Raw genomic sequence first — 26,020 nt, 5'->3', positions numbered from 1 at the left:
CGCCAGCATTAGCCGGCGCGGGAAGACGGCCGGTTCAAACCGGCCCGACGTTTCGTCTATCCCGCTCGTCTATCCCGCGGCGATCTTGGCGGCTTCGCTCGCCGCGCGCTGCATGCTGTTCGACATCTCGGTCGTCACCGTGCTCTGCTCCTCGACGGCCGCCGCCGTCGAGGTCACATACTCGCTCACATTGTGAATGGCCTGCTTGATCTCGCCGAGCGCCAGCACCACCTCGCCCGAGATGTTGTTGAGACCTTCGATCTCCTGCCCGATCTTGTCGGTGGCGTGCTTGGCCTGATTGGCGAGGCTCTTCACCTCGGAGGCCACGACGGCGAAGCCGCGTCCGGCCTCGCCGGCGCGGGCGGATTCGATCGTCGCGTTCAGTGCCAGCAGATTGATCTGCCCGGTGATGTTGTCGATCATCTCGACGATGCCGCTCATCGCTTGCGTCGCGGCGGAGAGATGCTGCGCCTGGGTGTCCGCCGCCCCGACGCGATCGACTGCGCCCATCGCGGTTTCCCGCGACTTGGTCATGGCCTCGGAGATCTCGCGCACGGAGGCGTTGAGCTCCTCGGCGCCGGCCGCAACCGATTCCATCATGCCGCGCACGCGCTCGTTGCCCATTCGCACCAGAACCTGCTTCGTGACGTCGGTCGCGTATTTGACGACCTTGAACGGCCTGCCGTTCAGATCGAGGATCGGATTGTACGACGCCTGGATGTAGACCTCCCTGCCGCCCTTTCCGATCCGCCTGTATTCGCCGGCCTGATATTCGCCTCGGTTGAGCTTGGCCCAGAAGTCGCGATAGCCGGCGCCGTCGCGCTCGATTGGCTCGACGAACATGCTGTGGTGCTTGCCGCTGATTTCGCCGAGTGCATAGCCGAGCGCGGCCAGGAAATTGTCGTTCGCCGTGATCACCGTGCCGTCCATGTTGAACTCGATCACCGCCTGCGACTTTCCGATCGCCGCAATCTGGCCGGCCAGATCGGCGGTCTTCAGCTTCGCGGCCGTGACGTCGGTCGCGAACTTGACCACCGCGAACGGCTTGCCCCGCTCGTCGAGGATCGGATTGTAGGACGCGAGAATCCAGACCTCCTTGCCGTTCTTGCCGAGCCGCTTGTACTCGGCCGCCTGGTATTCGCCGCGATTGAGCTTGGCCCAGAAGTCGCGATAGGCCGCGCTGTCGCGCTCGGCGGGCTCGACGAACATGCTGTGGTGCTTGCCCTGGATTTCCCGTAACTCATAACCCATGACTTTCAGGAAGTTTTCGTTGGCCGTGGTGACCGTGCCGTCCATGTTGAACTCGATCACGGCCTGAGAGCGGTCGAGCGCGGCGATCTTGCCACTGTCTTTGAGGTGGGCGATCTTCTTGGCCGTGATGTCGATGGCGATCTTGACGATCTTGCAGGGCTTGCCCTTGGCGTCGAGAACCGGATTGTACGAGGCTTCGATCCAAACCTCGCGGCCGCCCTTGCCGATCCGCTTGAATTCCGCAGCCTGGAAGTCTCCCTTGTTCAACGCGGCCCAGAACGCGCGATAGTCCGCGCTCTCGCGCTGATCCGCGGGCACGAACATCGAATGATGCTTGCCCTGAATCTCCTCGAGACGGTAGCCAAGTGCGTCGAGAAAGTTCTTGTTCGCCGTTCGGATAGTGCCGTCCATGTCGAATTCGATCATGGCTTGGGAGCGGCTGATGGCAGCGAGTTGAGCCTCTGCGCCTCCAGCGGTCTTGCGAGCGAACATCGAGCGGAGTCCTTCCAGATGGGAGCGAATTCGATGATGGTATTTGCGGGTTGTTAGCTGTACGCATCTACCGGCGGCAGAGAAGGGGACGGCTCGAACGAACGACCTGCCGTCGAACCTTCCGGCACACTGAACTAATTCAGCCGACAGCATCTCGGCTCTTAGCAGGGGAGATTCGCGTCGTTCGCGAGCCAGCTAACATCGACGAAAGTGGCGGAATCTTCTTAAGATTTGCGCTTCGGCGTTTAACGAATGTTATGCACTTGTGCTCGGGATCGTTCCTGATTTAATGCTGCCGTGATGCGCACAGAGAAGCGCCCCTGATGGGGAGACAGGACATCGGACCGCCGACGAGATGTGCCTCTTGTCCTGCCAGCGACAAGGGATTTTGCGGAGCTATCTTTGCGTCGTGCGGCGATCGAGCGGCTTTCAAGGAGCTGGATCAACGCTTCTTCACAGTCGCGGCCGGCCATCCCGTAGGAACCGACTCGGACATCATCGTCCTCTGCAGTGGATGGGCGTTCCGCTATCTGCCGTTCAGCGACGGCAGGCGGCAGATCGTGAAGTTCCTGTTCACGGGAGATTTTGCGTCCGTCCGGATGATCTTCTCGAACGTGCCGTCGCGTGCGGATTTTTCCGTCAAGTCGCTCTCGGATGTCCAAGTTTGCGCTTTCCACGCCGGCGCCTTGCGCAGGAAGTGCCTGACTGATCCCTCCCTGGTGGCGCTCGGGTTCGAGCTGCTCTTGCAGGAGAGGTCGGACGCGTATGAGCTCGCGAGCGTTCTGGGACAGCGCCCCGCCGAAGGCCGGATCGCCTTTCTCATTCTCAGCCTGATGAGACGGGCTAACGCGGGCCGGCTCGATCAATCTCGAAGATATTCGCTGCCGCTGCGCCAGCAGCACATCGCCGACACGGTCGGCCTTACCACCGTTCACGTCAGCCGCATCCTGGCGCAGTTTCGCGATCGTGGCATGCTGACGATCAGCGAGGGCAGCATCATCGTGCACGACCTGCCGGCGCTCGAGGACGCGGGTGCGCTGACATAGCCTGAGCCGCCTTCGCCGTACGAGGCATCGCAAATGCCGCTCGGAGCTGCGCCGCCGTCGGGCAGGAGGTCATCGCATCCGCGTAGCCTTCACATCACCCCGATGCTCTTCAGGCTGGTGTGGCCGTTCTTGCCGACGATGATGTGGTCGTGAACCGTGATTCCCAGCGGCTTGGCGATCTCCACGATCGTCTTGGTCATCCGGATGTCGGCCTGTGACGGCGTCGGATCGCCCGAGGGATGGTTGTGCACCAGGATGATCGCGGTGGCCGACAATTCGAGCGCCCGCTTGATCACCTCGCGTGGATAGACCGGCGTATGATCGACGGTGCCGGTCTGCTGCACCTCGTCGGCGATCAGCTGATTGCGCTTGTCGAGAAACAACAGCCTGAACTGCTCCTTGTCGGCGAACGCCATGCTGGTGCGGCAATAGGTGATGACGTCCTGCCAGGACGCCAGCGCGTGCTTCTGCCGCACCTCGCCCCTGGCGATGCGGTGCGCGGCGGCGGCGATCAGCTTGAGCTGGGTGATCGAGGCGTCGCCGACGCCGTCGATCTCGCGCAGCCGCGGCTCCGGCGCGTGGATCACCTCGGCGAACGATCCGAACGTTTTCAGCAGCGCCTTCGCCAGCGGCTTGACGTCGCGCCGCGGCAGCGCGGCGAACAGCACCATCTCCAGCAGCTCGTAGTCGTTGAGCGCGTCGGGGCCGGCGCTGTGAAAGCGCTCGCGCAGCCGCTGCCGGTGGCCGTGATAGTGCGGCGTGTCCGGCGGCATATCGTTGGAAGGAGGGGCTTTCTCGGGCATCGGCGTCAGCATGCCGTGATGCCGCATTTTTGCAACCTCGAAGTGCTCGCGCGCCATGGGGCGCGCCTTGCTAGGCCGCGCGTCCCGTCAGCACGACGGCGAGGCCGACGATGAGCGAAAACGCTGTGGGATAGAAGGTGAGCGCAAAGCCGAAGGCGCGGCCCGCCGCGCCCCAGGCATAGCCGAGCCAGAACAGCAGCCGCCCGAGGCCGAACAGGATCACGAGCGTGAGCAGCAGCGGCGCGGGATGAGGCAGCGTCGCCGCCAGGCCGAGATGCACCGTGACCGCGAGCGCGGCCTGCTCCAGCGTGTTCTGCAGGATCGCATTTCCCCTGCGGACCGCATCGCTCGCGACCGTGGTCGCGCTGCCGGCGATGTCCTGGGCCGAGAAGAAGCGCAGCCGGGCGACATTGCCGATCGCGGCGAGCAGCCAGACGATCACGAACAGATCGAGCCGCAGCGCGATGGCGAGGCGCTCTGCGGCGGGCTCCGCAGGGCCGTCGCCTCGCCACAGCGCGACGCCGATGGCCGCGATCGCGATCAGCGCGGCTGCGGCCATGCCGGCGGCGACCTGGGTTTGCTCGCGATGGAATGCTGCATCCTCGGCCATGGCGATCGAGTCCTCCTGGGGCACCGGACGACGTCCATTTTGCCAGTCCGGCGATCCTGCTTACAATGGCAGACCGCGGAGGAAGGCTTCGATGCTGGCGAGGACGGGCCTCTGGTCGCCGGCGAACATCCAATGGTCGGCGCCGTCGAGCTCGACGAAACGTGCGTGGCGGATCTGGCCGGCGAGATGCCGCCCGGCCCCGACGACCACCGCGCGATCGTGGCGACGGTGCAGCACCAGGGTCGGTGCGGATATCCGTGCGAGCAGGTGGCGCACGTCCATATCGCTGAAGGCTTCGAGCAGGCCCCTGATGGCGCCGGGGCTGGATGCTGCGCGAAGCAGTCCGGCCCACCAGGCGCGCGCCTGGGGATCGCCGGCCAGGCTCGGCGCGAACGTCTCGATGCCGGCCGGTCCGCCCCATCCGGCCACGAGCTGCCGCAGCCAGATGCCGTACTGGCCGGCCTGCAGCGCATGCGGATAGTCGGCCGCAGCGCTGCCCTTGGCGAGCGAGGCGAACAGGATCAGCCCGGCGACACGTTCGGGATGGTCGGCCGCGAAGGTGATGCAGGCCGGTCCGCCCTCGGAGGCGCCGAGCAGCACCGTGCGCCGGCTGCCGGCGGCGTCGAGCACGGTCGCGATGTCGCGCGCGGTCGCCTCGACGCTCGGGCTGAAACCGACCCGGTCGGAGAGCCCGATGCCGCGGCGGTCGAACAGGATCAGACGGCCGATTCTGGCGAGCGCGGACAGCAAGGCCCGGCAGCGCGGCTCCTCCCAGATCCGTTCGACATGCGAGACGAAGCCGGGCAGCAGCAGAATGTCCAGCGGACCGGCGCCGTAGGTCTGATAGGCGAGATGAACGCCGTCGCCGAGGACATAGCGCGTCGGCGGCGCGCTTTCGTCGTGGGCCGCGACGCCCTGCGCCAGCAGCGCCAGCGTCTCCGCCTCGGGGGGCACGCCGAGCTCGTCGCGCAGCCGCTGTGTCAGGGCGCCGAGATGGCGCTCGGCGGCGGCGCGGTCGCCGGCCAGCAGCAGGCTGCGGATCAGGGCGCGGCCATAGACCTCGCTGAGCGGATCGAACGCGACGAGGCGTGCGGCATGGACCGTGGCGGCGCCATGATCACCGGCCGCGCTTCGGTCCTGCACCACGCGCTCCAGCGCCTGGACTGCCCGGCCGCGCAGGGCTTCACGCCGGAAGAACGCCCATTCCTCGAACTGCGGACAGTCGCCGGGCGTGAAGCCGTCCAGGAAGTCGCCGGAATAGAGGCGGCAGGCCAGCTCGAATTCGCCGCGGTCGCAGGCCGTTTCGAACAACCCCGAGTCGACCTCCAGCTCGACCGCGGCGGCCCATCGAACCGTCGCGCGATCGATGGTGAGGCAGCCGTCGCCGAGCGTGAGCTGGAGCCGGTGCAGCAGGCGGCGCAGCCTTGCGCGCGCCACCTCTTCCGAACTCTCGGGCCAGAGCATCGTCGCCAGCACGTCCCGCGCGACGGGGCCTTTGGCTTCCGCCAGATAGACCAGCAGGGCGAGGCCCTTGCGCAGCGCCAGCGGGCATGGCTGACCGTCGCGATGCAGCTCGGGGAAGCCAAATGTCCGGACGCGGAACTGAACCATCGGGATGCGACCTGCATGGCTGCGTCCGGGGGACGCTCGGGGGACGGTCGATTGGTAAGGGCTCAGGCTCGCACGAGACGTGACCGATCCCAGGATCGGGCGTCTCGATCACGGCCATGCCGTCCTCGATGCAACAAGGAAACATTCATGTCCGGACGCCTCCTCATCATGCTCTACGCCATTACGAGCTATGCCGTCTTTCTTGGGTCGTTCGTATGGGCGGTCGGTTTCGTCGGCAATTACAACTATCTCACGGCCAAGTCGATCGACGTCGGCGTGTCCAGCGCCGTGACCGAGGCCGTCGTCGTCGACGTGCTGCTGCTCGCGCTGTTCGCGATCCAGCACAGCGTGATGGCGCGGCCGGCCTTCAAGCGCGCATTGACGCGCATCATTCCGGCCGCCGTCGAGCGCAGCACCTATGTGCTGCTGTCCAGCCTGATCCTGCTGCTGCTGTTCTGGCAATGGCGTCCGATCCCGAATCCGGTCTGGCACGTCGAGGGTGCCGCCGCGGGCGTGCTGACCGGCCTCCACTGGCTCGGCTGGATCATCGCGCTGTCCTCGACCTACATGATCGATCATTTCGACCTGTTCGGCCTGCGCCAGGCCGTGCTCGCCCTCCGCGGCAGCGCCGGGACAGCGCAGCCTTTCAGAACGCCGCTGCTGTATCGGCTGGTGCGCCACCCGCTGATGCTGGGCTTCCTGCTCGCCTTCTGGGCCACGCCGGAGATGTCGGTCGGCCACCTGCTATTCGCCGCCCTCAGCACGGCCTACATCCTGGTCGGGCTGCAGCTCGAGGAGCGCGATCTGGTCGCCCAGTTCGGTGACACCTACCAGCGCTACCGCCGGCAGGTGCCGATGCTGCTGCCGCGGCTGATCGGCGGCCGGCGGACCGCGGAGACCGAGACGGAGGCGCACGGCGCGCAGTAGCCGGCGCGGGCTCGACGTCGCCAGGGCCTCGTCGAGCGCGCTCGCCTTTGATTGCGGACTTGCTCGATGCAGCGCCCACGCAGACGTGAATTGGAGCGGGGGACCTCAGCACCTATGTCGGGCTTGAATGCTGCGATGCAAAATCGCAGATCGACAGCCTCCGTTCTCATCGGGCCCTATGGCCTGCCGTTCCTCCCCGAGAGAGATCCACGTTGACCACCATCACGTCCGATTCCGGCGACTCGCTGTCGGCCTGGATCACGCTGCTATTGGCCTTTTCCTGCGGGCTGATCGTCGCCAACATCTATTACGCGCAGCCGCTGATCGGGCCGATCAGCGCCGACCTCGGGCTGCGGCCGCAGCTCGCGGGACTGCTGGTGACGATGAGCCAGATCGGCTACGGCGCGGGTCTGTTGTTCGTGGTGCCGCTCGGCGATCTCATCGAGAACCGCAAGCTCGTCATCACGACCATCATCGTCGGCGCGGCCGCGCTCGGCTGCGCGGCGCTGGCGACGAGCCCGTCGACGTTCCTGCTCTCGGCGCTGCTGATCGGCTTCGGCTCGGTCGCGGTGCAGATCCTGATCCCCTATGCCGGGCACATGGCGCCGGAGGCGATCCGCGGCCGCACCGTCGGCAACGTCACCACCGGCCTGATGCTCGGCATCATGCTGGCGCGGCCGCTGGCGAGCTTCGTCGCGGCGCATGCGTCCTGGCACGTCATCTATGCGGCCTCGGCGCTCGCCATGCTCATCCTGGCCGTCGTGCTGCGCCTCGCGCTGCCGCCGCGCGAGCCGCAGGCGCGGCTGAGCTACGGCCAGCTGCTCGGCTCGATGGTCGAGCTCTATCGCGACACGCCGGCACTGCGCCGCCGCGCGCTGTACCAGGCCGCGCTGTTCGGCGGCTTCAGCGTGTTCTGGACCACGTCCCCGCTGCTGCTGGCCGGGCCCGATTTCCGGATGTCGCAGACCGGCATCGCACTGTTCGCGCTGGCCGGCGTCGCCGGCGCGATCATGGCGCCGGTCGCGGGCCGCATCGCCGACCGCGGCTGGACCCGGCCGGCGACGATCGCCTCGATGCTGATGTGCGCGCTCGGCTTCGCGCTGACATTGGCGGCACCGCTCGGAACCCATTGGTCGCTGGCGACTTTGGTGATCGCCGCCATCGCGATCGATTGCGGCGCGCAGCTCAGCCTGATCCTCGGCTATCGCGTGCTGTTCGTGCTCGGCGCCGGCCAGCGCAGCCGGCTGAACGGACTCTATATGACCACCTTCTTCGTCGCCGGCGCCGCCGGCTCCGGTCTCGGTGCCTGGGCATACGCCCATGGCGGCTGGACAGCCGCCGCCGCGCTCGGCACGGCGCTGCCGCTCGCCGCTTTGGCCTATCAGTTCACCGAGCCGAAATGATCAGAACGGGCTGCGCTTGAGCCCGGGCACCAGCGCCGCGAGCCGGTCCTTGATCCATGGCGCCGGCGGCAGCTTTCCGGTGGGCATCTCGACCGCGGCGGCCGGCTTGCGGCTCACGGCGAGCGTCAGGGTCGCGAGATAATGGTCGCGCTCCTCCTTCACCGCGCAATGCGCGCGGTGTTCGGGATCGGCTTCGGTCGCGACGCGGTCATTGGCATTGATGACGAGCCGCTGCTTCGGCCGTCCGGTGTAGTCGGGCACGTTGGTGTAGATGAACTCGTTCAGCGCCTCGGGAAAGAACGTCTGTCCGGTCAGCACCGTGGTCTCGTCGACAAACACCCTGAAGTGGATGTGGGTGGCACGGCCGGCATACCAGCCGGGATAAATCGTCCTGAAGCCGGCCCAGCCGGCGGCATCGGCCATCTGGGTGCCGCGCAGATACGTCTTGCTGCTCTGGTCGAGCTTGTGGGTGTCGCTCTGGCCGGGATAGCCCGAATAGATGCCGCGGGCGTCGCAGTGCCAGATGTCGACGCGCGCGCCTGGTACCGGCGCGCAGGTGCCGGCCTCGATGACGCGAAGGCGCAGCCTGAGCGGCACGCCCGGCCGGTCCTCGGCGATCTCGGCACGCACCAGCTTGGGATCGAGATAATAGGGACCGGATTCCGACTGCGGCGTCAGGAAGCAGGCCTCGTCGGCATTCGCCGACGCGGGAGCCGTCTCCGACGCTGCGCGGGCCGGCGGCGTCAGCAGCGCTGCGCCCGCCGAGAGCAGGCCGAGAACGCCACGGCGTGTTGCGTTGGTCAGAGCAGCCTCCCGCGGTCGCATGCGATGGAAGCGGCAGTCGATCAGCCCGGCATGGCAACAATCGGACGCCCGGTGACCATTGGGCCAGGCAGCCCGCTCACACCTGCGTCAGCGGCTTCTCGCCATGGCGCTCCGAGAGCGTGAAGATCTCGACGCCGTCATTGGTGACGCCGACCGAGTGCTCGAACTGTGCCGACAGCGAGCGGTCGCGCGTGACGGCGGTCCAGCCGTCGGACAGGATCTTCACATGCGGCTTGCCGAGATTGATCATCGGCTCGATGGTGAAGAACATGCCGGGCTTGAGCAGCACGCCCTCGCCGGGACGGCCGACATGGATGATGTTCGGCTCGTCGTGGAACAGCCGGCCGAGGCCGTGGCCGCAGAAGTCGCGCACCACGCTCATGCCCTGCGGCTCGACGAAGCTCTGGATCGCATGGCCGATATCGCCGGTGGTGGCGCCGGGCTTCACCGCGGCGATGCCGCGCATCATCGATTCGTAGGTCACCTCGATCAGCCGCTCGGCCTTGCGCGCGATCGGCCCGATCGCATACATGCGGCTCGAATCGCCGTACCAGCCGTCGACGATGAAGGTGACGTCGACATTGATGATGTCGCCTTCCTTCAGCGGCCGGTCGTTCGGCATGCCGTGGCAGACCACGTGGTTGATCGACGTGCAGGTCGAGTAGCGATAGCCCCGATACATCAGCGTCGCCGGATAGGCGCCATGGCTGAAGGCGAAGTCACGGACGAAATCGTCGATTCGCGAGGTCGGCACGCCCGGCTTGACGATGTCGGTGAGCGCATCGAGGCACTTCGACACCAGCGCGCCGGCCTTGCGCATGCCGGCAAAGCCGCTCGGGCCGTGCAGCTTGATCTGGCCGTTCTTGCGCGCAGCGGCGTCGGTCGCTTCGATATAGTTCATGGGCCTGTTTCGTTCTCGAACATGTCGCGGGGTGATCGTCTAATTTAATGATCGTGCCGCCCGGTGCAAGCCGGGTCTGTACGGTTGAATCTGCCGCCCTAGCCGGTCGGCACCTCGAGCGTGGTCTCGACCGGCAGCGCGCCGCCGCGAACGCGAAGCTCTCGCACCGGATACGGCACCCTGATGCCCTCGCGCTTGAAGGCCTCCCACAGCGCCAGCATCACCTCGCTCTTGACGCTGTCCATGTAGCTGGGATCGGCGATCCATGTGGTCAGCGAGAACTTCATGCCGGCCTCGGTGAACTCGGTCAGCAGGCAGTTCGGCGCCTTCGATTTCAAGGTGCGCGGCGTCTCGGCCGCGATCTCGGTGGCGAGTTTGCAGACGACGCGGGGATCGGCGTCGTAGTTGGTGCCGAAATTGACCTTCACCAGCGTGTTCTTGTCGGTGTAGGTCCAGTTGGTCACCTTCTGGGTGACAAGATCCTCGTTCGGGATCAGGAACTCGCGGCCGTCGCCGGCGGCGACAGAGATGTAGCGCGTGTTCATCGCGCTGATGCGCCCCGAGCTGTCGCCGATGGTGACGAGATCGCCCGGCTTCACCGATTTGTCAGCCAGCAGGATGATGCCCGCGACGAAATTGGCGACGATGCGCTGCAGGCCGAGGCCGATACCGACACCGGCGGCGCCGGAGAAGATCGCGAGCGCCGACAGGTTGATGCCGACCGCACTGATCGCAATCGCAACGCCGAGGATCATCAGGCCCATGCGGACCATCTTGATCAGGAGCACCTGGATCGACGGTGTCAGGTCGGTCGAACGCGTGATACGGCTCTCGACGAAATTGCTGGCGACGTTGGTCAGCCACAGCACCGCGAGCAGCAGCACGCCGAGCTTGATCACCAGCAGCGGCGTCAGCCTGAGGCCGCCGAGCACGACCGAGATGGAATCGAGCGCGTCGACCACATTGTCGAGCTGGCCGATGATGCTGAGCGCGGCGACCAGCCAGGCCGAGATCGACACGATCTGCACGATGAAGGTGCTGCGGATCACCGAAGTGATCAGCCGGATCACCAGCCAGGCCAGCGCCAGCTTGAGCGCGACGGCGAGCAGATAGCTGCGGCTCGGCCAGGTCCACAGCAACATGCCGGTGCGGGCGATCCGCATCAGGATCACGAACACGACCGTGGTGACGCTTTCCAGCAGCACCCGCAGCAGCTGGCGCAGCGGGCCCGGCCAGCCCATCGCCAGCGAGGTCATGTCGATGCGGGCGCGCACGGCAGCGCTGGCGGCAAAGGCGATGCCGGCGCCGCTCAGCACCAGCCCGAGCTGAAGATAGAACCACGGCGAAGTGACCTCGGCGCCGATCGAGCGGCCAACGGTCTGCAGGAATTCGAGAACGTCTTTCAGGTCGAGGTCCATCAGCGGGGTCTCGGAGGGGAACAGGGGCGCGGGTTGGCCGGATCAGCGGGATTTAGTTCGTTTTCGTCACGGGCGATTGCCGCGAAATATACCCCGAACGCGGGCAAGGATGGAAAAATGGGCATATCGCCGCGATAAGAGCAAATCCGGTTGGCGTGCAAGTGTGGCGACGATAAGGATGTAAAACTCGGATTCATCAACGTTTTTTCATGACATCCCTCGACGCCGTCAGCATTGCAATCCTCCTCGGTGCGGTCCTCGTCATGGCCGGCATCCTGTCGAGCCTGCTGGCGCTGCGCTTTGGCGCACCGCTGCTGCTGGTGTTCCTGGTGATCGGCATGCTGGCGGGCGATTCCGGCCCTGGTCATATCGAGTTTCAGGACGTTCGTACCACCTATCTGGTGGGATCCGTCGCGCTGGCGCTGATCCTGTTCGACGGCGGCCTGCGCACGCGTTTCCAGAGCATCCGCACCGTGCTGGCGCCCTCGATGGTGCTTGCGACCGTCGGCGTGCTGATGACCGCCTTCATCACCGCACCGGTGGCGAAATATGCCCTCGACCTCGGCTGGACCGAGGCGACGCTGGTCGGCGCCGTCATTGCCTCGACGGATGCGGCGGCCGTGTTCCTGCTGGTCCACGCCCAGGGCCTGCGGCTGCGCCCGCGCGTCGGCGCCACGCTGGAGGCGGAATCCGGCAGCAACGATCCGTTCGCGGTGTTCCTGACCCTGATGCTGGTCGAGCTGATCTCGGTCGGCCACGGCAGTATCGGACATTTCGTGTTCGAGCTGGTCCGCGAGGCCGTGCTCGGCACGCTGTTCGGCATCGTCGGCGGCCGCCTCGTCGTCATCGGCCTCAACCGGGTCTCGCTGCCGCAGGGGCTGCACGCGCCGTTCGTGACCACCGCTGCGCTGGTCATCTTCGGCATGGCGCAGATCGCCCACGGCTCCGGCTTCCTCGCGGTCTATCTCGCCGGCCTGATCGTCGGCAACCGGCCGACGCGGGCGCACAACTCTGTCGTCACCTTCCTCGATGCCGCGACCTGGCTTGCCCAGATCGTGATGTTCGTGCTGCTTGGGCTGCTGGTGTCGCCGCAGCGGCTGCTCGACAGCCTGCTGCCGGCGATTGCCGTCGCGCTGATGCTGATGCTGGTGGCGCGACCCGTCGCGGTGTTTCTCTGCCTCTATCCGTTCCGGTTCAACTGGCGGGAGAAGGCGTTCATCGCCTGGACCGGCCTGCGCGGCGCGGTCGCGATCTTCCTGGCCTCGATCCCGCTGCTGGTCGGCCTGTCCAACGCCTATCTCTATTTCGACGTCGCGTTCGTGGTGGTGATCATCTCGCTGCTGGCGCAGGGCTGGACGCTCGGCATTGCCGCGCGCAAGCTGCACGTGGCGCTGCCGCGCACCGATCGCGGCCCGCGCCGCATCGAGCTCGATCTGCCCGGCCAGCTCGAGCAGCAATTGGTCGGCTATTCGATCCGCTCCAAGAGCCTGTACTTCCGCCGCGGCCTGATCCCGTCCTGGTCGAAGCCGACCCTGGTGATCCGCAACCAGCAGATCCTGTCGCCGCCCGAGGCCGAGCCGATCGCGCCGGGTGACTACCTCTATCTGCTGGCGCCGCCGGAAAAGGCCGAGTCGCTCGACCGCTTCTTCGTCGACATGCCGCCGTCGGCGGCGCCCGACCCGCATCTGCTCGGCGACTTCATGGTCTCGGCCGAGCATACGCTCGACGAGGTCGCCGGCATCTATGGCGTCAAGCTCGGCGAGGGCGAGGACAAGCTGACGCTGGCCGACTATTTCGACATTCACCTCGACAACGCGCCGAAGGAAGGCGCGACCGTGGCGCTCGACACCATCGTGCTGGTCGCCCGCTCGATCTCCGGCGGCCGCGTCAACGTGGTCGGCCTGCGCCTGCCGGAGGACGAAGAAGAGGTGCCGGTGCTGACGCGCAAAGAGCGGATGAAGCGCAGACTGGCCGAAGTCTGGTCGTCGGTTGCGGGAGTGTGAGCGTCACTCTGCCGCGGGCAGGACCGCGATCGAAATCGCATTGTCCGGCGCGCCGCTGACCTGCAACACCAGGGGATGCGATCCCAGCTCGTACTTCAGGGTCTTGCGGATGCCGTCGCAATCGGTGGCGCCGCTGAAGCCGGCGGGTTTGAGGATCTTGCCGTCCTGCACGACGTCGATCCAGGCCGCGGCCGACAGGCTGATCGTGTACACGCCCGCCTTGGGCGCTGCGGTGATCCGCGTGAGGCCGGCGAAGGTGCCGTCCTTGGGCGCGCGTTCCGGTGGCATCGCCAGCCTGGCCTCGGCCGTCGGACGCAGCTCCAGCACCATGCCGGTGGCCGGGATGGCGGCGATCTCGGCGCCCGATACCAGCTTCTCGCGGTTGGCCGCGGTCAGAGCGGCACGCTCGCGCGCGATGTCCCATTTGAATTTGTCGCAGCCGCTCGGTTCGGCGGCAACCGCAGCCGAGCTCGCGGCCAGCGTGAGGAGGAAGGCAGTCGTGGCGGGACGGATCAGGATCATGACGGACTCGCGACTGTTGCGCCGCGCAGCGGCGCGCGGCATTTCGATACCGCGATAACAGGAGGTGGAGGGACCGTCATCCCCTTCGATCGTCGCGCTCACGGCGCGAACGATGTCATTCTAAAGCAATCCAGCCTTACTGCGATTCAGCCTTACTGCGATTCCTGCGCCGCGTCAGCCGTCGCTGAATCAATTCTTGGCGTCCGGCGCATGCAGCACCGCTCGGCAGCCAGGCGGCAGTTGCGCCATCGTAATCGGTTGCGGCGGCTTGGGTGGCTCTTTCGGCGGCAGCGGATGCAGCACCGCGTCCGAGAACCAATAGTCGAGGTCGCCGCAGCCATCGCCGCCCTCCTGGTTGGTCTGGCCGTGGCAGTCCGGGTTGCCCGGCGGGCACACCATGCGGATGTGGAAGTGATAGTCGTGTCCCCACCACGGCCGCACCTTGGTGAGCCAGCTGCGGTCGCCCCTGGCGTCCCGGCATAGCGCCTTCTTGATCGCGGCGTTGACGAAGATGCGCTGCACCGACGGCTCCTGGGCGGCGGCCCGGATCACGGCGAGGTGGCCCTTCGTGAACACGCGCGGATCGACATCGAGGCGATCGGGCCGAACCATCATGACCGCCGACATCTCCTCGCGCTCGTTGCGCGACAGCCTGTGGTCGGGCATCGGCGTCAGCCAGATGTCGGCGTCGAGCCCGATCTGATGGCTGGCATGGCCGCTCAGCGCCGGACCGCCGCGCGGCTGGCCGATATCGCCGACCAGGATGCCGGGCCAGCCAGCATCCTTGTGCGCGCGGGTCGCCAGCCGCTTCAGCAGCGCGATCAGGTTGGGATGGCCGAAATTGCGGTTGCGCGACAGCCGCATCACCTGCCAGCCCTCGCCATTGATCGGCATTCGCTCGGCGCCGGCGATGCAGCCGCGATTGTAGGTTCCAATCACCTTGGTCGGTTGCGCCGACGGCAGGATCCTGCGAGCGAACAGCTCCTTGGCCGGCGTATTCGGATCGTCCGGATGCGCCAATGGCGGCAGGGCCTTTGGCTCGACGCTGCCCTTGTCCTGGGCATGGGCCGGGGTCGCCGCGGCAATGACGGCCGAACTGATGATGGCGACCAGAATCAGGCGGACATGCATGAAGCCAGTGTAGCGTTTGCCGACCGGCCGAGTTGCCCAATTCTACGTCAACAGCAGGTCATTCAAGCTATTTTAACCTGGCTCTAACCCTGCTGCCGGATTGGCGGAACTGGCTGAACTCGGTTCAATTGCGTGAGTTCGTTCGGTAAATGAACAATAAGCGCAAGGCCACTGCACGGTATGCGGGTCTTTTCTGGCCGGTGGCAACCGACGTCACATATCGCTGGTTGTATCGCAGCCCTTGGTTGATCCTCGGCGCAAGGCTCAACTCTCCAAATACGCGAGTGCATCTCCCTGTTCCCGTAACCAATGGCTGTCGTGTTCTGCATCAAGATACCATTTTTTCAGAAACGTGGCTGAAAACTGCCTTTCGAGAAGGAGAGTGAGGCACGCGATGCGGCCCGTTCGGCCACCCACGGCAAAAAAGCGCAATCGCGTGCCAAGCGCCCGCGATGCAGTTCACCCGGTCAAGCCAAGCCCGAAATTGCGGCGGCACAACCTGCGCAAGCTTGGCCCTGTCGATGGGAGCAAGTGCGCCGAAATGGCGATGGCGGAGGCGAAGAAGGCGCATGATCGGCTGATCGAAGCGATCGACCTTCTTCCCGAGGGGATCGTGTTCCTCGACGCCGACGGCCGTTACATCCTCTGGAACAAGAAATACGCCGAAATCTACAACCGCAGCTCGGACCTGTTCGAAGCCGGCGCCCGGCTGCAGGACACGATCCGGATCGGCGTCGCCCGCGGCGACTATCCGGAAGCCGCCGGCCGCGAGGAGGAGTGGATCGCCGAACGGCTCGAAAAGCTGTTTCATCCGAGCGGTCGCCACGAGCAGAAGCTGTCGGACGGCCGCACCATCCTGATCGAGGAGCGTCTGACCGGCGATGGCGGCATCGTTGGCCTGCGCGTCGACATTACCGAATTGAAGCAGCGCGAGGAGTCGTTCCGCCTGCTGTTCGACGGCAATCCGGTGCCGATGATCGTCTGCGCGACGGATGATGGGCGCGTGCTCGGCGTCAACGAAGCGGCGGCCCAGCATTACGGCTATAGCCGGGACGCCTTCGAGCGGCTCAGCATCCGCAGCCTGCAGGCCTATGACAGCGAGCCGCCCTGGGCAGGCGAGCAGTCCAGCGAGGAGCAGGCGGCGCGCACCTGGAAGCATGTCCGCGCCGATGGCGCCCTGATCGATCTCGCGATCTATTCGCGCCATCTCGTCCACAACGCCCAGCCCGCGGTGCTGCTGGCGCTGATGGACATCACCGAGCGCAAGCGCGCCGAGGCGCGGCTCGCCTTCCTGGCCCAGCACGACGCACTGACCGGCCTGCCGAGCCGCAACCTGCTGCGCCAGAAGATCGATGACAAGCTTGCCCAGATGCGGCGCGGCTCCGAGAAGATCGCCGTGCTGGTGCTCGGCCTCGATAATTTCAAGTCGATCAACGACACCCTCGGCCACGCGGTCGGCGACCGGCTGTTGCGCGGGGTCGGCAAGCGGCTGCGCTCGGTCCTGCGTCAGGAGGACATCGTCGCGCGACTGAACTCCGACGAGTTCGCGGTGGTGCAGGGAGGGCAGGCGCGGCCGGAGGATGCGGCCCAACTCTGCCGCCGGCTGCTGGAGGCGATCGCCGATCCCTATCTCATCGACGGCAGCTCGGTGACGATCGGCGCCACGATCGGCATCGCCATGGCGCCGAACGACGGCGACGACGCCGAGAAGCTGCTCAAGAATGCCGACATGGCGCTGTCGCGCGCGAAGAACGAGACGCGCGGCACCTTCAGCTATTTCGAGTCCGGCATGGATGCGCGGGCGCAGAGCCGGCGCAAGATCGAATCCGAGCTGCGCGAGGCCATCCAGCGCGACGTGCTACAGCCGCATTATCAGCCGCTGATCGACCTCTCGACCGGACGCATCACCGGCTTCGAGGCGCTGGCGCGCTGGCCGCATCCCGAGCGCGGCATGATCCCGCCGTCGGAGTTCATCCCGGTCGCCGAGGAGACCGGCCTGATCTCGGCGCTTGGCCGCGCGATGTTGCGCCAGGCCTGCAACGACGCGGCGAAATGGCCGGACGACGTCCGTGTCGCCGTGAACATGTCGCCGCTGCAGTTCCGCGTCGGCAATGTGCTGTCGCTGGTGATGGACGTGCTCAAGCAGTCGGGCCTGCCGGCGAGCCGGCTCGAGCTCGAGATCACCGAGACGCTGGTGCTGGAGAAGAGCGGCCAGGTGCTGGCCACCCTGCATGCGTTGCGCGCGCTGGGCGTCCGCATTTCGATGGACGATTTCGGCACCGGCTATTCCAGCCTGAGCTATCTGCGCAGCTTTCCGTTCGACAAGATCAAGGTCGATCAGTCCTTCATCCGCGGTCTCGCCGCCAATCGCGAGGCGCAGGCGATCGTCCGCTCGATCGTCAGCCTCGGCAAGGGGCTCGGCGTGACGATCACGGCCGAGGGTGTCGAGACGGAGGCGGAGCTCCGCTGTCTGCGCGCCGAGGGCTGCCATGAAGGGCAGGGCTATCTGTTCAGCCGGCCCCGGCCCAATGTCGACATCGTCCGGCTGTTGCAGGCGCAGCGGGACGCCATGGACGGCGCCTCACCCGGCAACGCGCTGGTGGCTTGAGCGAGCGACGCTGGCCGCTGTTGGACGCGCCTCGAAGCGCCGCCGATAAGCCGCGGGTGATGTTCCGACGATGCGCCGGAAAGCGACGCGAAAGGTTTCGAGCGACCGGTAGCCGCACTGCGCCGCGACGTCCGCCAGGGAAAGCGTCGCGTTCTCCAGCAGCTCCCGCGCCCGCGCCATGCGCTCCTGCTGCAGCCAGGCCGCGGGGCCGGCGCCCGTGCTGTCCTTGAAAGATCGTAGCAAGGATCGCTCGCTCATCCCGGCGCGCTTGGCCATCGCACTGATCGCGATCGGCTGCGCCAGTCGCGCGCGTGCCCAATCCATGACGTCGCCGATTGTCCGTCCCGGGCGGATCTGGACCGGTGCGACGACGTATTGCGCCTGCCCGCCGTCCCGGTGCGGCGGCATCACCAGCCGCCGGGCAACGCTGTTCGCAACCTTGCTGCCGAAGTCGCGCCGGACCAGATGCAGGCAGGCGTCGATGCCCGCCGCACTGCCGGCCGAGGTGACGACATTGCCCTCGTCGACGTAGAGCGTGTCCTCCTCGATGCGAATATTCGGATAGAGTCGCTTCAGGTCGGGGATGTGCCGCCAATGCGTGGTGGCGCGCCTGCCGTCGAGCAGCCCTGCCGCCGCCAGAACGAACACGCCCGAGCAGATCGACAGGCACCGCGCCCCGCGCGCCGCCGCCTGCGCGATGGCGCGCAGCAGGCGCTCGGGCGGCCGCTCGTTGTGATCGCGCCATCCCGGCACGATGATCGTGCTGGCATCCTTCAGCCGCGCAAGCGGCGCGCCGGCCTCCACCACGATGCCGCCGATGGCGCGTGACCTTCGTCCCTCGGCCGAAACCACCTTGAACCGGTACCACGGGAAATCGAACTCCGGCCGTGGCAGCCCGAAGACTTCGACCGCGATGCCGAACTCGAACGTGCACAGCCCGTCATAGGCGATGACGGCGACGAGGCCGGGATCGTGCGGAGGGCTGCTGGCTGCGGCTGACGGCATTGGCGGAAACCTACCGGACTTTGTCCGATCCGTCACTTGGGTCGCCCGGCGCAGCGCGCGAGATTGGAGCTCACGCAACGTCGCAGGAGAGAGACGATGACGACCGATGTCACCGAGGTGCCCGCAGCCCCGTCAGCCCAGGCGCTCGCCCATTTCGAGGCGATGCTCTCATTCGAGACCGATTGCTGGGACGTGCACGAAAGTCTCCATGCCGCGGCTCCGGACTTCATCCTGGTGGATGTCAGGGGTCCGGCCTCGTTTGCCAGGGGGCATATCGCCGGCGCCATCAACATCCCGCACCGGACCATGACCGCGGAGCGGATGGCCGAGTACGCGAACCACAGGCTGTTCGTGGTTTACTGCGCCGGCCCGCACTGCAACGGCGCCAACCGCGCCGCGATCCGGCTTGCGCGGCTCGGGCTTCCCGTGAAGATGATGATAGGCGGCATCACCGGCTGGCAGGACGAGGGCTTTGCGCTCACGACCGGCGATTGAACCTGAGCACCCGGTTCTTACGCCATCCTCCGTCTCGTCCCGGCGAACGCCGGGATCCATACCGCGGGAACTATCGAGGGACGGGGGCTGGCAGTTGTCTGCCTCACGCCAGCCGGTGGCTATGGATCCCGGCTCAAGGGGCCGGGACGACACCGGTTTTCGGAGGCGCAGCGTCGGCAACTATCACTATGCCGCCTTGCGCAAGCCCGCGAGGAAGGTGTCGACGCTCTTGAACAGGTCGTTCGCACGCTTGCCGAGGTCGCGCGTCGCGACCATGACGTGATCGGCGAGCTGGCGCGACTGCTCGGCCGCGTCGCTGGCGCCGACGACGTTCTGCGACACCTCGTTGGTGCCGGACGCTGCCTGCTGGACGCTGCGGGCGATCTCGCGCGTCGCCGAGCCCTGCTGCTCGACGGCGGCGGCGATGGTCGCGGCAATGCCGCTGATCTCCTGGATCGTGCCGCTGATGCCGCCGATGGCGCTGACGCAGTCGGACGTCGCGGCCTGGATCGAGGTGACCTGGCCGGCGATCTCTTCCGTCGCCTTGGCGGTCTGACCCGCCAGCTCCTTGACCTCGGCGGCGACGACCGCAAAGCCGCGGCCCGCCTCGCCGGCGCGCGCCGCCTCGATGGTGGCGTTGAGCGCGAGCAGGTTGGTCTGGCTCGCGATCGCGTCGATCAGGCGCAGCACGTCGCCGATCCGCTCGGCGGCGGCGGCGAGGCTCTCGACCATCTCGGTGGTCTGCCGCGCCTTGACCACGGCGCCGTCGGCGACCTTGCTGGAATGCGCGACCTGGCGGCCGATCTCGGTCACCGAGGAGGCGAGCTCCTCCGAGGCCGCGGCGACGGTCGATACGCCGCTGGAGGCTTCCTCGGACGCCGCCGCCGCGGCCGCCGTGCGCTGCGAGGTGCCGTTGACGCTGACCGTGATCTCGTGGACGACGCGCTCCATGTCCGCCGTCGCCTTGGCGACCGAGGACACCACGCCCTTGACGTCGGCCTCGAACCGGTCGGCCATCTGCCGCTGTAGCGCCTGCTTCTCCTGCTCGGCGCGGTGTTGCGTCGCCTCCTGCGACTCGCGCAGGCTGGCCGTCTCGATCATGTTGCGGCGGAACACGTCGACCGCCTGCGCCATCGTGCCGAGCTCATCCTTGCGCTGGCCGCCGGGGATTGCGACCTCGGTGTCGCCGCTCGACAGCCGGTGCATGACGGCAGTGATCGCGACCAGCGGACGCGAGATGCCGCGGGCGACGAACAGCGCAACGATGACGGCGAGCAGCAGGATCACGACCGTGCCGATGATCAGCTGCTGCTGCGCGCTGGCGGCGGCGGCCTCGTAAGCCGTGGTGTCCTTGATCAGCTCGAGCACGGCGATCGGGTCGCCGGCGTAGTTCCTGATCTGGCCGGCATAGACCGCGGCGGGCTTGCCGGCCAGGGTGGCATCGCGCAGCAGCGCCGTGCCCTTGAACACTGCGAGCACCTCGTCCGGGGTGGCGACGGTCTCGTCGCCGAACGTCGAGGACAGCCGCTTCGGCTGGCCGTCGTTGATCCAGTAGACGGCGAGATCGATGCCGAAGCGCTGCTTGGCGCGCTCGACGAATTCCTTGCCGAAGGCGGCGCCGACGTCGACGGTCGCGATCACCTTGCCGTCGCGCACGATCGGGGTCATGCCGAAGATGCCGAGCGACAGCCGGCTCTGCTCGACGCCGGCGATCAGGCGGCCGGTCTGGTTGGCCTGCACCACCGTGATGCGGCGCTTCGAGGTGTCGTCGCCGAACACCTTCGGCTCATGCACGCGATAGAAATTGGTGGCCGGCGGCGCCCATACGTTCACCAGCGGAATGCCTTGCGCCTTCAGCGACGTCATGGCGCCGCCGAGCAGGGCGCCGAGCGCGTCGCGGTCACCCTTGAGATAGGCATCGGCGATCGGCGGCAGCGCCGCCAGGGTGGAGCTCACCGCCAGCGCGGCGCGGCCTTCATAGTCGATGCCTGCCGACACGCTGTCGAACTGCAGCTTCAACTGCTGCTCCAGCGCCAGTCGGGTCAGGGCGCGCTGCTGGATGACGGAGAAGGTGCCGAGCACGGCACAGGCGATGGCGACGGTGAGCGAGAGCGCGATGATCAGGCGGGCGGAGATCGATCGGAGGCGGGACATTGGGGCATTCCTTGCTTTGCAGCAAGGGTCCCAGAATACCATTAAGGAACAGATACCGTAGTTGTACGGGAACACCAATTCAGCCGAGGGCGTCCCACGTTCCGCGTTCCCGTCGATCGCATTGGACGATCGGGGTGTCGTGGTCTTCCGTCGCGACGTCGTCATGGCCGGGCTTGTCCCGGCCATCCACGTCGTTCGGCACGCTGACAACCACGTAGATGCCCAGGGCAAGCCCGGCCATGGCGGAGTAACTAATTGGCAGGATGGCTCGTCGCGACTGCCCAGCCGTTCTATGGGCGATAGCCCTGCGGTCGATCGAGCGGGTGGCGATCCGCCCTCAGCTATCGACCTTGAGCGCGGCGATGAAGGCTTCCTGCGGGATGTCGACCTTGCCGAACTGCCGCATCTTCTTCTTGCCTTCCTTCTGCTTCTCCAGAAGTTTTCTTTTGCGCGTGATGTCGCCGCCGTAGCACTTCGCCGTGACGTCCTTGCGCAGCGCGCGCACGGTCTCGCGCGCGATCACCTTGCCGCCGATCGCCGCCTGGATCGGGATCTGGAACATGTGCGGCGGGATCAGGTCCTTCATCTTCTCGACCATGGCGCGGCCGCGCCCTTCGGCGCGGGTCCTGTGCACCAGCATCGACAGCGCATCGACCGGCTCGTTGTTGACGAGGATCTGCATCTTGACGAGGTCGGCCGGCTTGTAGTCGGTCAAATGATAGTCGAACGAGGCGTAGCCCTTGGAGACCGATTTCAGCCGGTCGTAGAAATCGAACACGACCTCGTTCAGCGGCAGGTCGTATTTGACCATCGCACGGGCGCCCACGTAAGTGAGCTCCTTCTGATTGCCACGGCGGTCCTGGCACAGCTTCAGCACGCTGCCGAGATATTCGTCCGGTGTCAGGATCGTGGCCTCGATCCAGGGCTCCTGGATCTCGGCGATCTTGACCACGTCGGGCATGTCCACGGGGTTGTGGATCTCGATCTCCTCGCCGTCCGTCAGCTTCATCTTGTAGATGACGCTCGGCGCCGTGGCGATCAGGTTGAGATCGAACTCGCGCGACAGCCGCTCCTGGATGATCTCGAGGTGCAACAGGCCAAGGAAGCCGCAGCGGAAGCCGAAGCCGAGCGCGGCGGATGTCTCCATCTCGAACGAGAAGCTGGCGTCGTTGAGCCGGAGCTTGCCCATCGCTGCGCGAAGCGTCTCGAAATCGTCGGCGTCGACCGGGAACAGGCCGCAGAATACGACCGGGATGGCCGGCTTGAAGCCCGGCAGCATCTCTGAGACCGGCTTGCGGTCGTCGGTGATGGTGTCGCCGACACGGGTGTCGGCCACCTCCTTGATCGCGGCGGTGATGAAGCCAATCTCGCCGGGCCCAAGCTCATCGACCTGCTGCATCTTTGGCGTGAAGAAGCCGACGCGCTCGACGTCATAGGCGGCCCCGGTGCCCATCATCCGGACGCGCTGGCCCTTCTTCATGACGCCGTCGACGATGCGCACGAGAACGACGACGCCGAGATAGACGTCGTACCAGCTGTCGACCAAGAGCGCCTTCAGGGTCGCATCGCGGTCGCCCTTCGGCGGCGGCAGCCGGGTGACGATCGCCTCCAGCACGTCGGGAATCCCGAGGCCGGTCTTGGCCGAGATCATCACCGCGTCGGAGGCGTCGATGCCGATGACGTCCTCGATCTGCTGCTTGATCTTCTCGGGCTCGGCGGCCGGCAGGTCGATCTTGTTGAGGACCGGAACGATCTCGTGGTTGTTGTCGAGCGCCTGGTAGACATTGGCGAGCGTCTGCGCCTCGACGCCCTGGCTGGCGTCGACCACCAGCAGCGAGCCCTCGCACGCCGCCAGCGACCGCGACACCTCGTAGGCGAAGTCGACGTGGCCGGGCGTGTCCATCAGGTTGAAGATGTAGTCCTTGCCGTCCTTGGCGCGGTACTGCAGGCGCACGGTCTGCGCCTTGATGGTGATGCCGCGCTCGCGCTCGATATCCATCGAATCGAGCACCTGTTCCTTGCCCGCCATCTCGCGGTCCGACAGGCCGCCCGTCATCTGGATCAGGCGGTCGGCGAGCGTGGACTTTCCATGGTCGATATGGGCGACGATGGAGAAGTTGCGGATGTTGGGAATGGGGACGGTCGTCATGGGTCGCGCAGATAGCATCCCGAGCCCCCAACCAGCAACCATATTGCTGAATTTCCAGGGCCTTTCTTCACGCCAAGCTGATTCCCCGTGGCCCGAAAACAGGCTACCGAGGGCGGATGTCGAGTACCTCTCTTCCGCCTCTCGCGGCGCGCATGCGCGGCCGTCTCGGACCGCGGCGAATCTCCGCCTGGCTGGTGGCGCGCGCCACGGCGCCTGCAACGTCGGCCTGGGTGGTCATCGCCTTCGTGGTCGTCCATGCCGTGCTGTGGACCGCGATCCTGACCAATCTGAAGGCGGCGCAGGACGTCCACATGGACGTTGCCGAGGCCTATGCCTGGGGCAGCCGCTTCCTGTTCGGTTACGGCAAGCATCCGCCACTGTCGGGCTGGATCGCCGGGCTGTGGTTCGCGGTGTTCCCGGTCAAGGACTGGGCGACCTATGCGCTGGCGATGGCCGTGAACGGCAGCGGCCTCGTCATCGTCTGGCTCGCCAGCCTCAAGGTGGTCGACCGCCGCCGCGCCTTCTTCGTCATGGTGATGGTCGCGCTGTACCCGATCTTCAATTTCAAGGGCTTCAAGTACAACGCCGACCTGGTGCAGCTGCTGACCCTGCCGCTGCTGGTGCTGGCCTATCTCAACGCGTTCGAAAAGCGCAGCGCCGCCTCCGGCCTGTGGCTCGGCCTCGCCGGCGCGGCCGCGCTGATGACCAAATATTGGGTGCTGACCATGATCGGCGCCATCGGCCTTGCCGCGCTGCTGCACCCGGAACGGCTGCGCTTCCTGGCGTCGCCCGCGCCGTGGGTCGCGATCGTCACCATGCTGGTGGCGATGATCCCGCATCTGGTGTGGCTGTGGCGGGTCGATTTCGTCGCCATCACCTATGCCGGGGATGTCTATACGCTGTCGGACCGCGGCCGGGCCGCCGAGCTCGTGCTCGGCTATGTCGGCCACAATCTGGCGCTGCTGGCTTTGCCGTTGGCGCTGGCGGCGCTGGTGATGGCCTGGCCGCCGCGCTTCGCCTTCCGCAACTGGCGCGGCGGTCCCAATCCCGGCGTGAATGTGAGCCAGGCGATCAATGTCTGGCTGGTGCAGGCGATCGTTGCCGTCGGGCCGCCGCTCGGCGGCCTCGCCTTCACGATCTACATGAAGACCGATTGGGGCATCTCGCTGTTCTTCCTGGTGCCGCTGGCGCTGGTCGCGATCCCCGCGCTGCGGCTGCGATCGGTCATGCTGCCGCGGCTGGCCGCCGTCTGGCTGGTGCTGTCGCTGCTCACGCTGATCGCCTCGCCCTGGATTGCCCGGCGCGAGATGGCCGCCAATCCGAACGGCGCCACCGGCTACGGCGCCCGTTCGGAGCTGGCGCGGGAATTGACCAAAGCCTGGCACGCCCGATTCGGCTCGCCGTGGCCGCTGGTGGCCGGCTTTTCCGAGATGAACACGCCGATGACCTTCTACAGCCCGGACCACCCGCGGCCGTTCACCGTGCCCTACACGGCAGAGGAAACCTGGAGTTCCGGCCTGAGCACGCTGGAAGACCTCGAGCGCGAGGGGTTCATCGGCATCTGCGACACCACCGACAACCGGATCGCGGCCTGCGAGGCCTGGATGGCCAAGGAGGCCCCGAAGGCCGAGCCGCTGGTGATGACCACCCAGCGCTTCTTCCACGGCCAGGCGGGCCCTGCAATCGTTTGGAAGGTGTATATTCAGGGACCGGGCAGGTAACCCAGAGCACGTCATTCCGGGTTCGTGCTTCGCGCGCCCCGGAATGACGATCCTAGGTGGTCACACGCCTTCTTCGTGGAACTTGTCGTTCACCAGGTCGGTGATCGCCTGCAGCGCGGCGTCGGCCTCGGGGCCGGTGGCGGAGACCAGGATCTTGGTTCCCGGCGCCGCCGCCAGCATCATCAGGCCCATGATCGAGCGCCCGCCGACAGTCTCGCCGCCGCGCGTCACCCAGACCTCGGCCTGGAACTTCTCGACCATCTGCACGAATTTCGCCGAGGCCCGCGCATGCAGGCCGCGTTTGTTGGTGATCAGCAGCTCTCGCGAGAGGGCTCCGGCAGGGACGGCCGGGCCGGCGACGTTGTCCTGCGGAGCATCCTCGTCGCTCATTTGCCGGCGAGCACGCGGCTGGCGATGGTGACGTATTTGCGGCCCGCCTCCTGCGCCATGGCGATGGCGTCGGGCAGCGAGCGTTCCTCGCGCACCTTGGCGAGCTTCACCAGCATGGGCAGGTTGATGCCCGCGAGCACCTCGACCTTGGGCCGGCTCATGCAGGAGATGGCGAGGTTCGACGGCGTGCCGCCGAACATGTCGGTGAGAATGGCGACACCGTCGCCGGTGTCGACGCGGTTCACGGCTTCGATGATGTCGCTACGACAGAGATCGGAATCATCGTCGGCGCCAATCGTGACCGCTTCGATTTGTTTTTGAGGACCCATGACGTGTTCCAGCGCCGCCCTGAACTCGTCGGCGAGGCGCCCATGGGTCACCAGTACCAGGCCAATCATCGGATACTCCTCGCGGGCGCCTTGGGTGCACCGCACGAACGCGCCACTTTGACCATCCGGAGCCCTCGCGCAAGGGGGCATATTCGCGAGTCTCCCGGATTCTGGCATACAGAATGGGAGCTGGCGGCGGTCTAATCGGTCGCGATAGTGGGGCTGA

At 66.5% G+C, this 26,020-nt stretch carries 22 protein-coding genes; 7 read left to right on the top strand and 15 right to left on the bottom strand.

The features are described from left to right. Positions 1-69: 69 nt before the first annotated feature. Positions 70-1,743, bottom strand: coding sequence for a PAS domain-containing protein (locus ACQR2C_RS20450; protein WP_434881958.1), 1,674 nt, complete (start codon positions 1,741-1,743; stop codon positions 70-72). A 560-nt stretch (positions 1,744-2,303) separates the two neighbouring features. Between ACQR2C_RS20450 and ACQR2C_RS20445 the strand changes: the two genes are divergently transcribed. Next, complete coding sequence (locus ACQR2C_RS20445) at positions 2,304-2,789, top strand: Crp/Fnr family transcriptional regulator (RefSeq protein WP_316183133.1); 486 nt, start codon at positions 2,304-2,306, stop codon at positions 2,787-2,789. 89 nt (positions 2,790-2,878) lie between these two features. Here ACQR2C_RS20445 and radC read toward each other — a convergent pair whose 3' ends face one another. The 3 genes from radC to ACQR2C_RS20430 form a co-directional block, all read right to left on the bottom strand. After that, positions 2,879-3,592, bottom strand: coding sequence for a RadC family protein (gene radC / locus ACQR2C_RS20440; protein WP_434881994.1), 714 nt, complete (start codon positions 3,590-3,592; stop codon positions 2,879-2,881). Between the two features lie 70 nt (positions 3,593-3,662). Then, entirely contained in the window at positions 3,663-4,226 is a 564-nt protein-coding gene (locus ACQR2C_RS20435; protein ID WP_434838467.1) for an MAPEG family protein, read from the bottom strand. Between the two features lie 36 nt (positions 4,227-4,262). After that, positions 4,263-5,813 carry an alpha/beta fold hydrolase gene (locus ACQR2C_RS20430; RefSeq protein ID WP_434881957.1) on the bottom strand — a complete coding sequence of 517 codons (1,551 nt, stop codon included), beginning with the start codon at positions 5,811-5,813 and terminating at the stop codon, positions 4,263-4,265. Between the two features lie 147 nt (positions 5,814-5,960). Between ACQR2C_RS20430 and mddA the strand changes: the two genes are divergently transcribed. Continuing rightward, entirely contained in the window at positions 5,961-6,740 is a 780-nt protein-coding gene (gene mddA, locus ACQR2C_RS20425; protein WP_434881956.1) for a methanethiol S-methyltransferase, read from the top strand. A gap of 212 nt (positions 6,741-6,952) precedes the next feature. Then, entirely contained in the window at positions 6,953-8,143 is a 1,191-nt protein-coding gene (locus ACQR2C_RS20420) for an MFS transporter (protein WP_434873447.1), read from the top strand. On the opposite strand, the gene ACQR2C_RS20415 is transcribed toward ACQR2C_RS20420, so the two are convergent. From ACQR2C_RS20415 to ACQR2C_RS20405, 3 genes are all read right to left on the bottom strand, one after another. Next, on the bottom strand, positions 8,144-8,947 hold the full coding sequence (locus tag ACQR2C_RS20415; protein ID WP_434881993.1) for an intradiol ring-cleavage dioxygenase: 804 nt from the start codon (positions 8,945-8,947) through the stop codon (positions 8,144-8,146). Between the two features lie 97 nt (positions 8,948-9,044). After that, positions 9,045-9,869 (bottom strand): type I methionyl aminopeptidase, encoded by an 825-nt coding sequence (gene map / locus ACQR2C_RS20410; protein WP_315800515.1) that lies wholly within the window; start codon positions 9,867-9,869, stop codon positions 9,045-9,047. 98 nt (positions 9,870-9,967) lie between these two features. Further along, entirely contained in the window at positions 9,968-11,287 is a 1,320-nt protein-coding gene (locus tag ACQR2C_RS20405) for a mechanosensitive ion channel family protein (RefSeq protein ID WP_315800514.1), read from the bottom strand. 209 nt (positions 11,288-11,496) lie between these two features. Between ACQR2C_RS20405 and ACQR2C_RS20400 the strand changes: the two genes are divergently transcribed. Further along, positions 11,497-13,290 carry a potassium/proton antiporter gene (locus ACQR2C_RS20400; protein ID WP_316183128.1) on the top strand — a complete coding sequence of 598 codons (1,794 nt, stop codon included), beginning with the start codon at positions 11,497-11,499 and terminating at the stop codon, positions 13,288-13,290. Between the two features lie 3 nt (positions 13,291-13,293). Here the strand turns inward: ACQR2C_RS20400 and ACQR2C_RS20395 are convergent, their stop codons facing one another. Next, positions 13,294-13,812, bottom strand: coding sequence for a hypothetical protein (locus ACQR2C_RS20395; RefSeq protein ID WP_315800512.1), 519 nt, complete (start codon positions 13,810-13,812; stop codon positions 13,294-13,296). 189 nt (positions 13,813-14,001) lie between these two features. Further along, entirely contained in the window at positions 14,002-14,943 is a 942-nt protein-coding gene (gene mepA / locus ACQR2C_RS20390) for a penicillin-insensitive murein endopeptidase (RefSeq protein ID WP_316216777.1), read from the bottom strand. 394 nt (positions 14,944-15,337) lie between these two features. Here mepA and ACQR2C_RS20385 point away from each other — a divergent pair, with 394 nt between their 5' ends. Then, entirely contained in the window at positions 15,338-17,551 is a 2,214-nt protein-coding gene (locus tag ACQR2C_RS20385) for a putative bifunctional diguanylate cyclase/phosphodiesterase (protein ID WP_434881955.1), read from the top strand. Here ACQR2C_RS20385 and ftrA read toward each other — a convergent pair. Beyond that, on the bottom strand, positions 17,525-18,556 hold the full coding sequence (ftrA, locus tag ACQR2C_RS20380; RefSeq protein ID WP_434881954.1) for a transcriptional regulator FtrA: 1,032 nt from the start codon (positions 18,554-18,556) through the stop codon (positions 17,525-17,527). The genes ACQR2C_RS20385 and ftrA overlap by 27 nt on opposite strands. 96 nt (positions 18,557-18,652) lie before the next feature. On the opposite strand from ftrA, the gene ACQR2C_RS20375 reads away from it, so the two are divergent. Then, the gene (locus ACQR2C_RS20375; RefSeq protein WP_434881953.1) at positions 18,653-19,051 is read left to right on the top strand and encodes a rhodanese-like domain-containing protein; all 399 of its coding nucleotides are present in this window, start codon (positions 18,653-18,655) and stop codon (positions 19,049-19,051) included. A 186-nt stretch (positions 19,052-19,237) separates the two neighbouring features. Here ACQR2C_RS20375 and ACQR2C_RS20370 read toward each other — a convergent pair whose 3' ends face one another. The 3 genes from ACQR2C_RS20370 to lepA all read right to left on the bottom strand — a co-directional run bounded on the left by ACQR2C_RS20370 (position 19,238) and on the right by lepA (position 23,354). Then, the gene (locus ACQR2C_RS20370; RefSeq protein ID WP_434881952.1) at positions 19,238-21,205 is read right to left on the bottom strand and encodes a methyl-accepting chemotaxis protein; all 1,968 of its coding nucleotides are present in this window, start codon (positions 21,203-21,205) and stop codon (positions 19,238-19,240) included. A 79-nt stretch (positions 21,206-21,284) separates the two neighbouring features. Continuing rightward, positions 21,285-21,446 (bottom strand): hypothetical protein, encoded by a 162-nt coding sequence (locus ACQR2C_RS20365; protein ID WP_434881951.1) that lies wholly within the window; start codon positions 21,444-21,446, stop codon positions 21,285-21,287. A 96-nt stretch (positions 21,447-21,542) separates the two neighbouring features. Further along, positions 21,543-23,354, bottom strand: coding sequence for a translation elongation factor 4 (lepA, locus tag ACQR2C_RS20360; RefSeq protein WP_316183120.1), 1,812 nt, complete (start codon positions 23,352-23,354; stop codon positions 21,543-21,545). A gap of 116 nt (positions 23,355-23,470) precedes the next feature. Here lepA and ACQR2C_RS20355 point away from each other — a divergent pair, with 116 nt between their 5' ends. Continuing rightward, positions 23,471-25,075, top strand: a complete 1,605-nt coding sequence (locus ACQR2C_RS20355) for a glycosyltransferase family 39 protein (protein WP_434881950.1) — start codon at positions 23,471-23,473, stop codon at positions 25,073-25,075. A 60-nt stretch (positions 25,076-25,135) separates the two neighbouring features. On the opposite strand, the gene ACQR2C_RS20350 is transcribed toward ACQR2C_RS20355, so the two are convergent. Beyond that, positions 25,136-25,465 (bottom strand): HPr family phosphocarrier protein, encoded by a 330-nt coding sequence (locus tag ACQR2C_RS20350; protein WP_315800505.1) that lies wholly within the window; start codon positions 25,463-25,465, stop codon positions 25,136-25,138. Next, a complete protein-coding gene (locus ACQR2C_RS20345; RefSeq protein WP_006611446.1) occupies positions 25,462-25,863 on the bottom strand; it encodes a PTS sugar transporter subunit IIA in 402 nt (133 codons plus the stop codon). The genes ACQR2C_RS20350 and ACQR2C_RS20345 overlap by 4 nt, the downstream gene beginning before the upstream one ends. Positions 25,864-26,020: the final 157 nt, after the last annotated feature.

It is taken from the genome of Bradyrhizobium sp. HKCCYLRH3061 (genome assembly GCF_051168015.1).
In the GTDB taxonomy this organism is placed as follows: Bacteria; Pseudomonadota; Alphaproteobacteria; order Rhizobiales; family Xanthobacteraceae; genus Bradyrhizobium.
Note: the sequence above shows the minus strand (reverse complement) of the source record. Positions and strands in the feature narration are given on the sequence as shown.

Bases quoted from the DNA above. Each gene is read 5' to 3' on its own strand.
- ACQR2C_RS20400 (WP_316183128.1), top strand. From the start codon at position 11,497: ATGACATCCCTCGACGCCGTCAGCATTGCAATCCTCCTCGGTGCGGTC.
- ACQR2C_RS20395 (WP_315800512.1), bottom strand. From the start codon at position 13,812: ATGATCCTGATCCGTCCCGCCACGACTGCCTTCCTCCTCACGCTGGCC.
- ftrA (WP_434881954.1), bottom strand. From the start codon at position 18,556: ATGCCGTCAGCCGCAGCCAGCAGCCCTCCGCACGATCCCGGCCTCGTC.
- ACQR2C_RS20370 (WP_434881952.1), bottom strand. From the start codon at position 21,205: ATGTCCCGCCTCCGATCGATCTCCGCCCGCCTGATCATCGCGCTCTCG.
- ACQR2C_RS20355 (WP_434881950.1), top strand. From the start codon at position 23,471: ATGTCGAGTACCTCTCTTCCGCCTCTCGCGGCGCGCATGCGCGGCCGT.
- ACQR2C_RS20450 (WP_434881958.1), bottom strand. From the start codon at position 1,743: ATGTTCGCTCGCAAGACCGCTGGAGGCGCAGAGGCTCAACTCGCTGCC.
- ACQR2C_RS20430 (WP_434881957.1), bottom strand. From the start codon at position 5,813: ATGGTTCAGTTCCGCGTCCGGACATTTGGCTTCCCCGAGCTGCATCGC.
- mepA (WP_316216777.1), bottom strand. From the start codon at position 14,943: ATGCATGTCCGCCTGATTCTGGTCGCCATCATCAGTTCGGCCGTCATT.
- ACQR2C_RS20405 (WP_315800514.1), bottom strand. From the start codon at position 11,287: ATGGACCTCGACCTGAAAGACGTTCTCGAATTCCTGCAGACCGTTGGC.
- radC (WP_434881994.1), bottom strand. From the start codon at position 3,592: ATGCCCGAGAAAGCCCCTCCTTCCAACGATATGCCGCCGGACACGCCG.
- ACQR2C_RS20385 (WP_434881955.1), top strand. From the start codon at position 15,338: ATGCGGCCCGTTCGGCCACCCACGGCAAAAAAGCGCAATCGCGTGCCA.
- ACQR2C_RS20345 (WP_006611446.1), bottom strand. From the start codon at position 25,863: ATGATTGGCCTGGTACTGGTGACCCATGGGCGCCTCGCCGACGAGTTC.
- map (WP_315800515.1), bottom strand. From the start codon at position 9,869: ATGAACTATATCGAAGCGACCGACGCCGCTGCGCGCAAGAACGGCCAG.
- ACQR2C_RS20350 (WP_315800505.1), bottom strand. From the start codon at position 25,465: ATGAGCGACGAGGATGCTCCGCAGGACAACGTCGCCGGCCCGGCCGTC.
- mddA (WP_434881956.1), top strand. From the start codon at position 5,961: ATGTCCGGACGCCTCCTCATCATGCTCTACGCCATTACGAGCTATGCC.
- ACQR2C_RS20365 (WP_434881951.1), bottom strand. From the start codon at position 21,446: ATGGCCGGGCTTGCCCTGGGCATCTACGTGGTTGTCAGCGTGCCGAAC.
- lepA (WP_316183120.1), bottom strand. From the start codon at position 23,354: ATGACGACCGTCCCCATTCCCAACATCCGCAACTTCTCCATCGTCGCC.
- ACQR2C_RS20375 (WP_434881953.1), top strand. From the start codon at position 18,653: ATGACGACCGATGTCACCGAGGTGCCCGCAGCCCCGTCAGCCCAGGCG.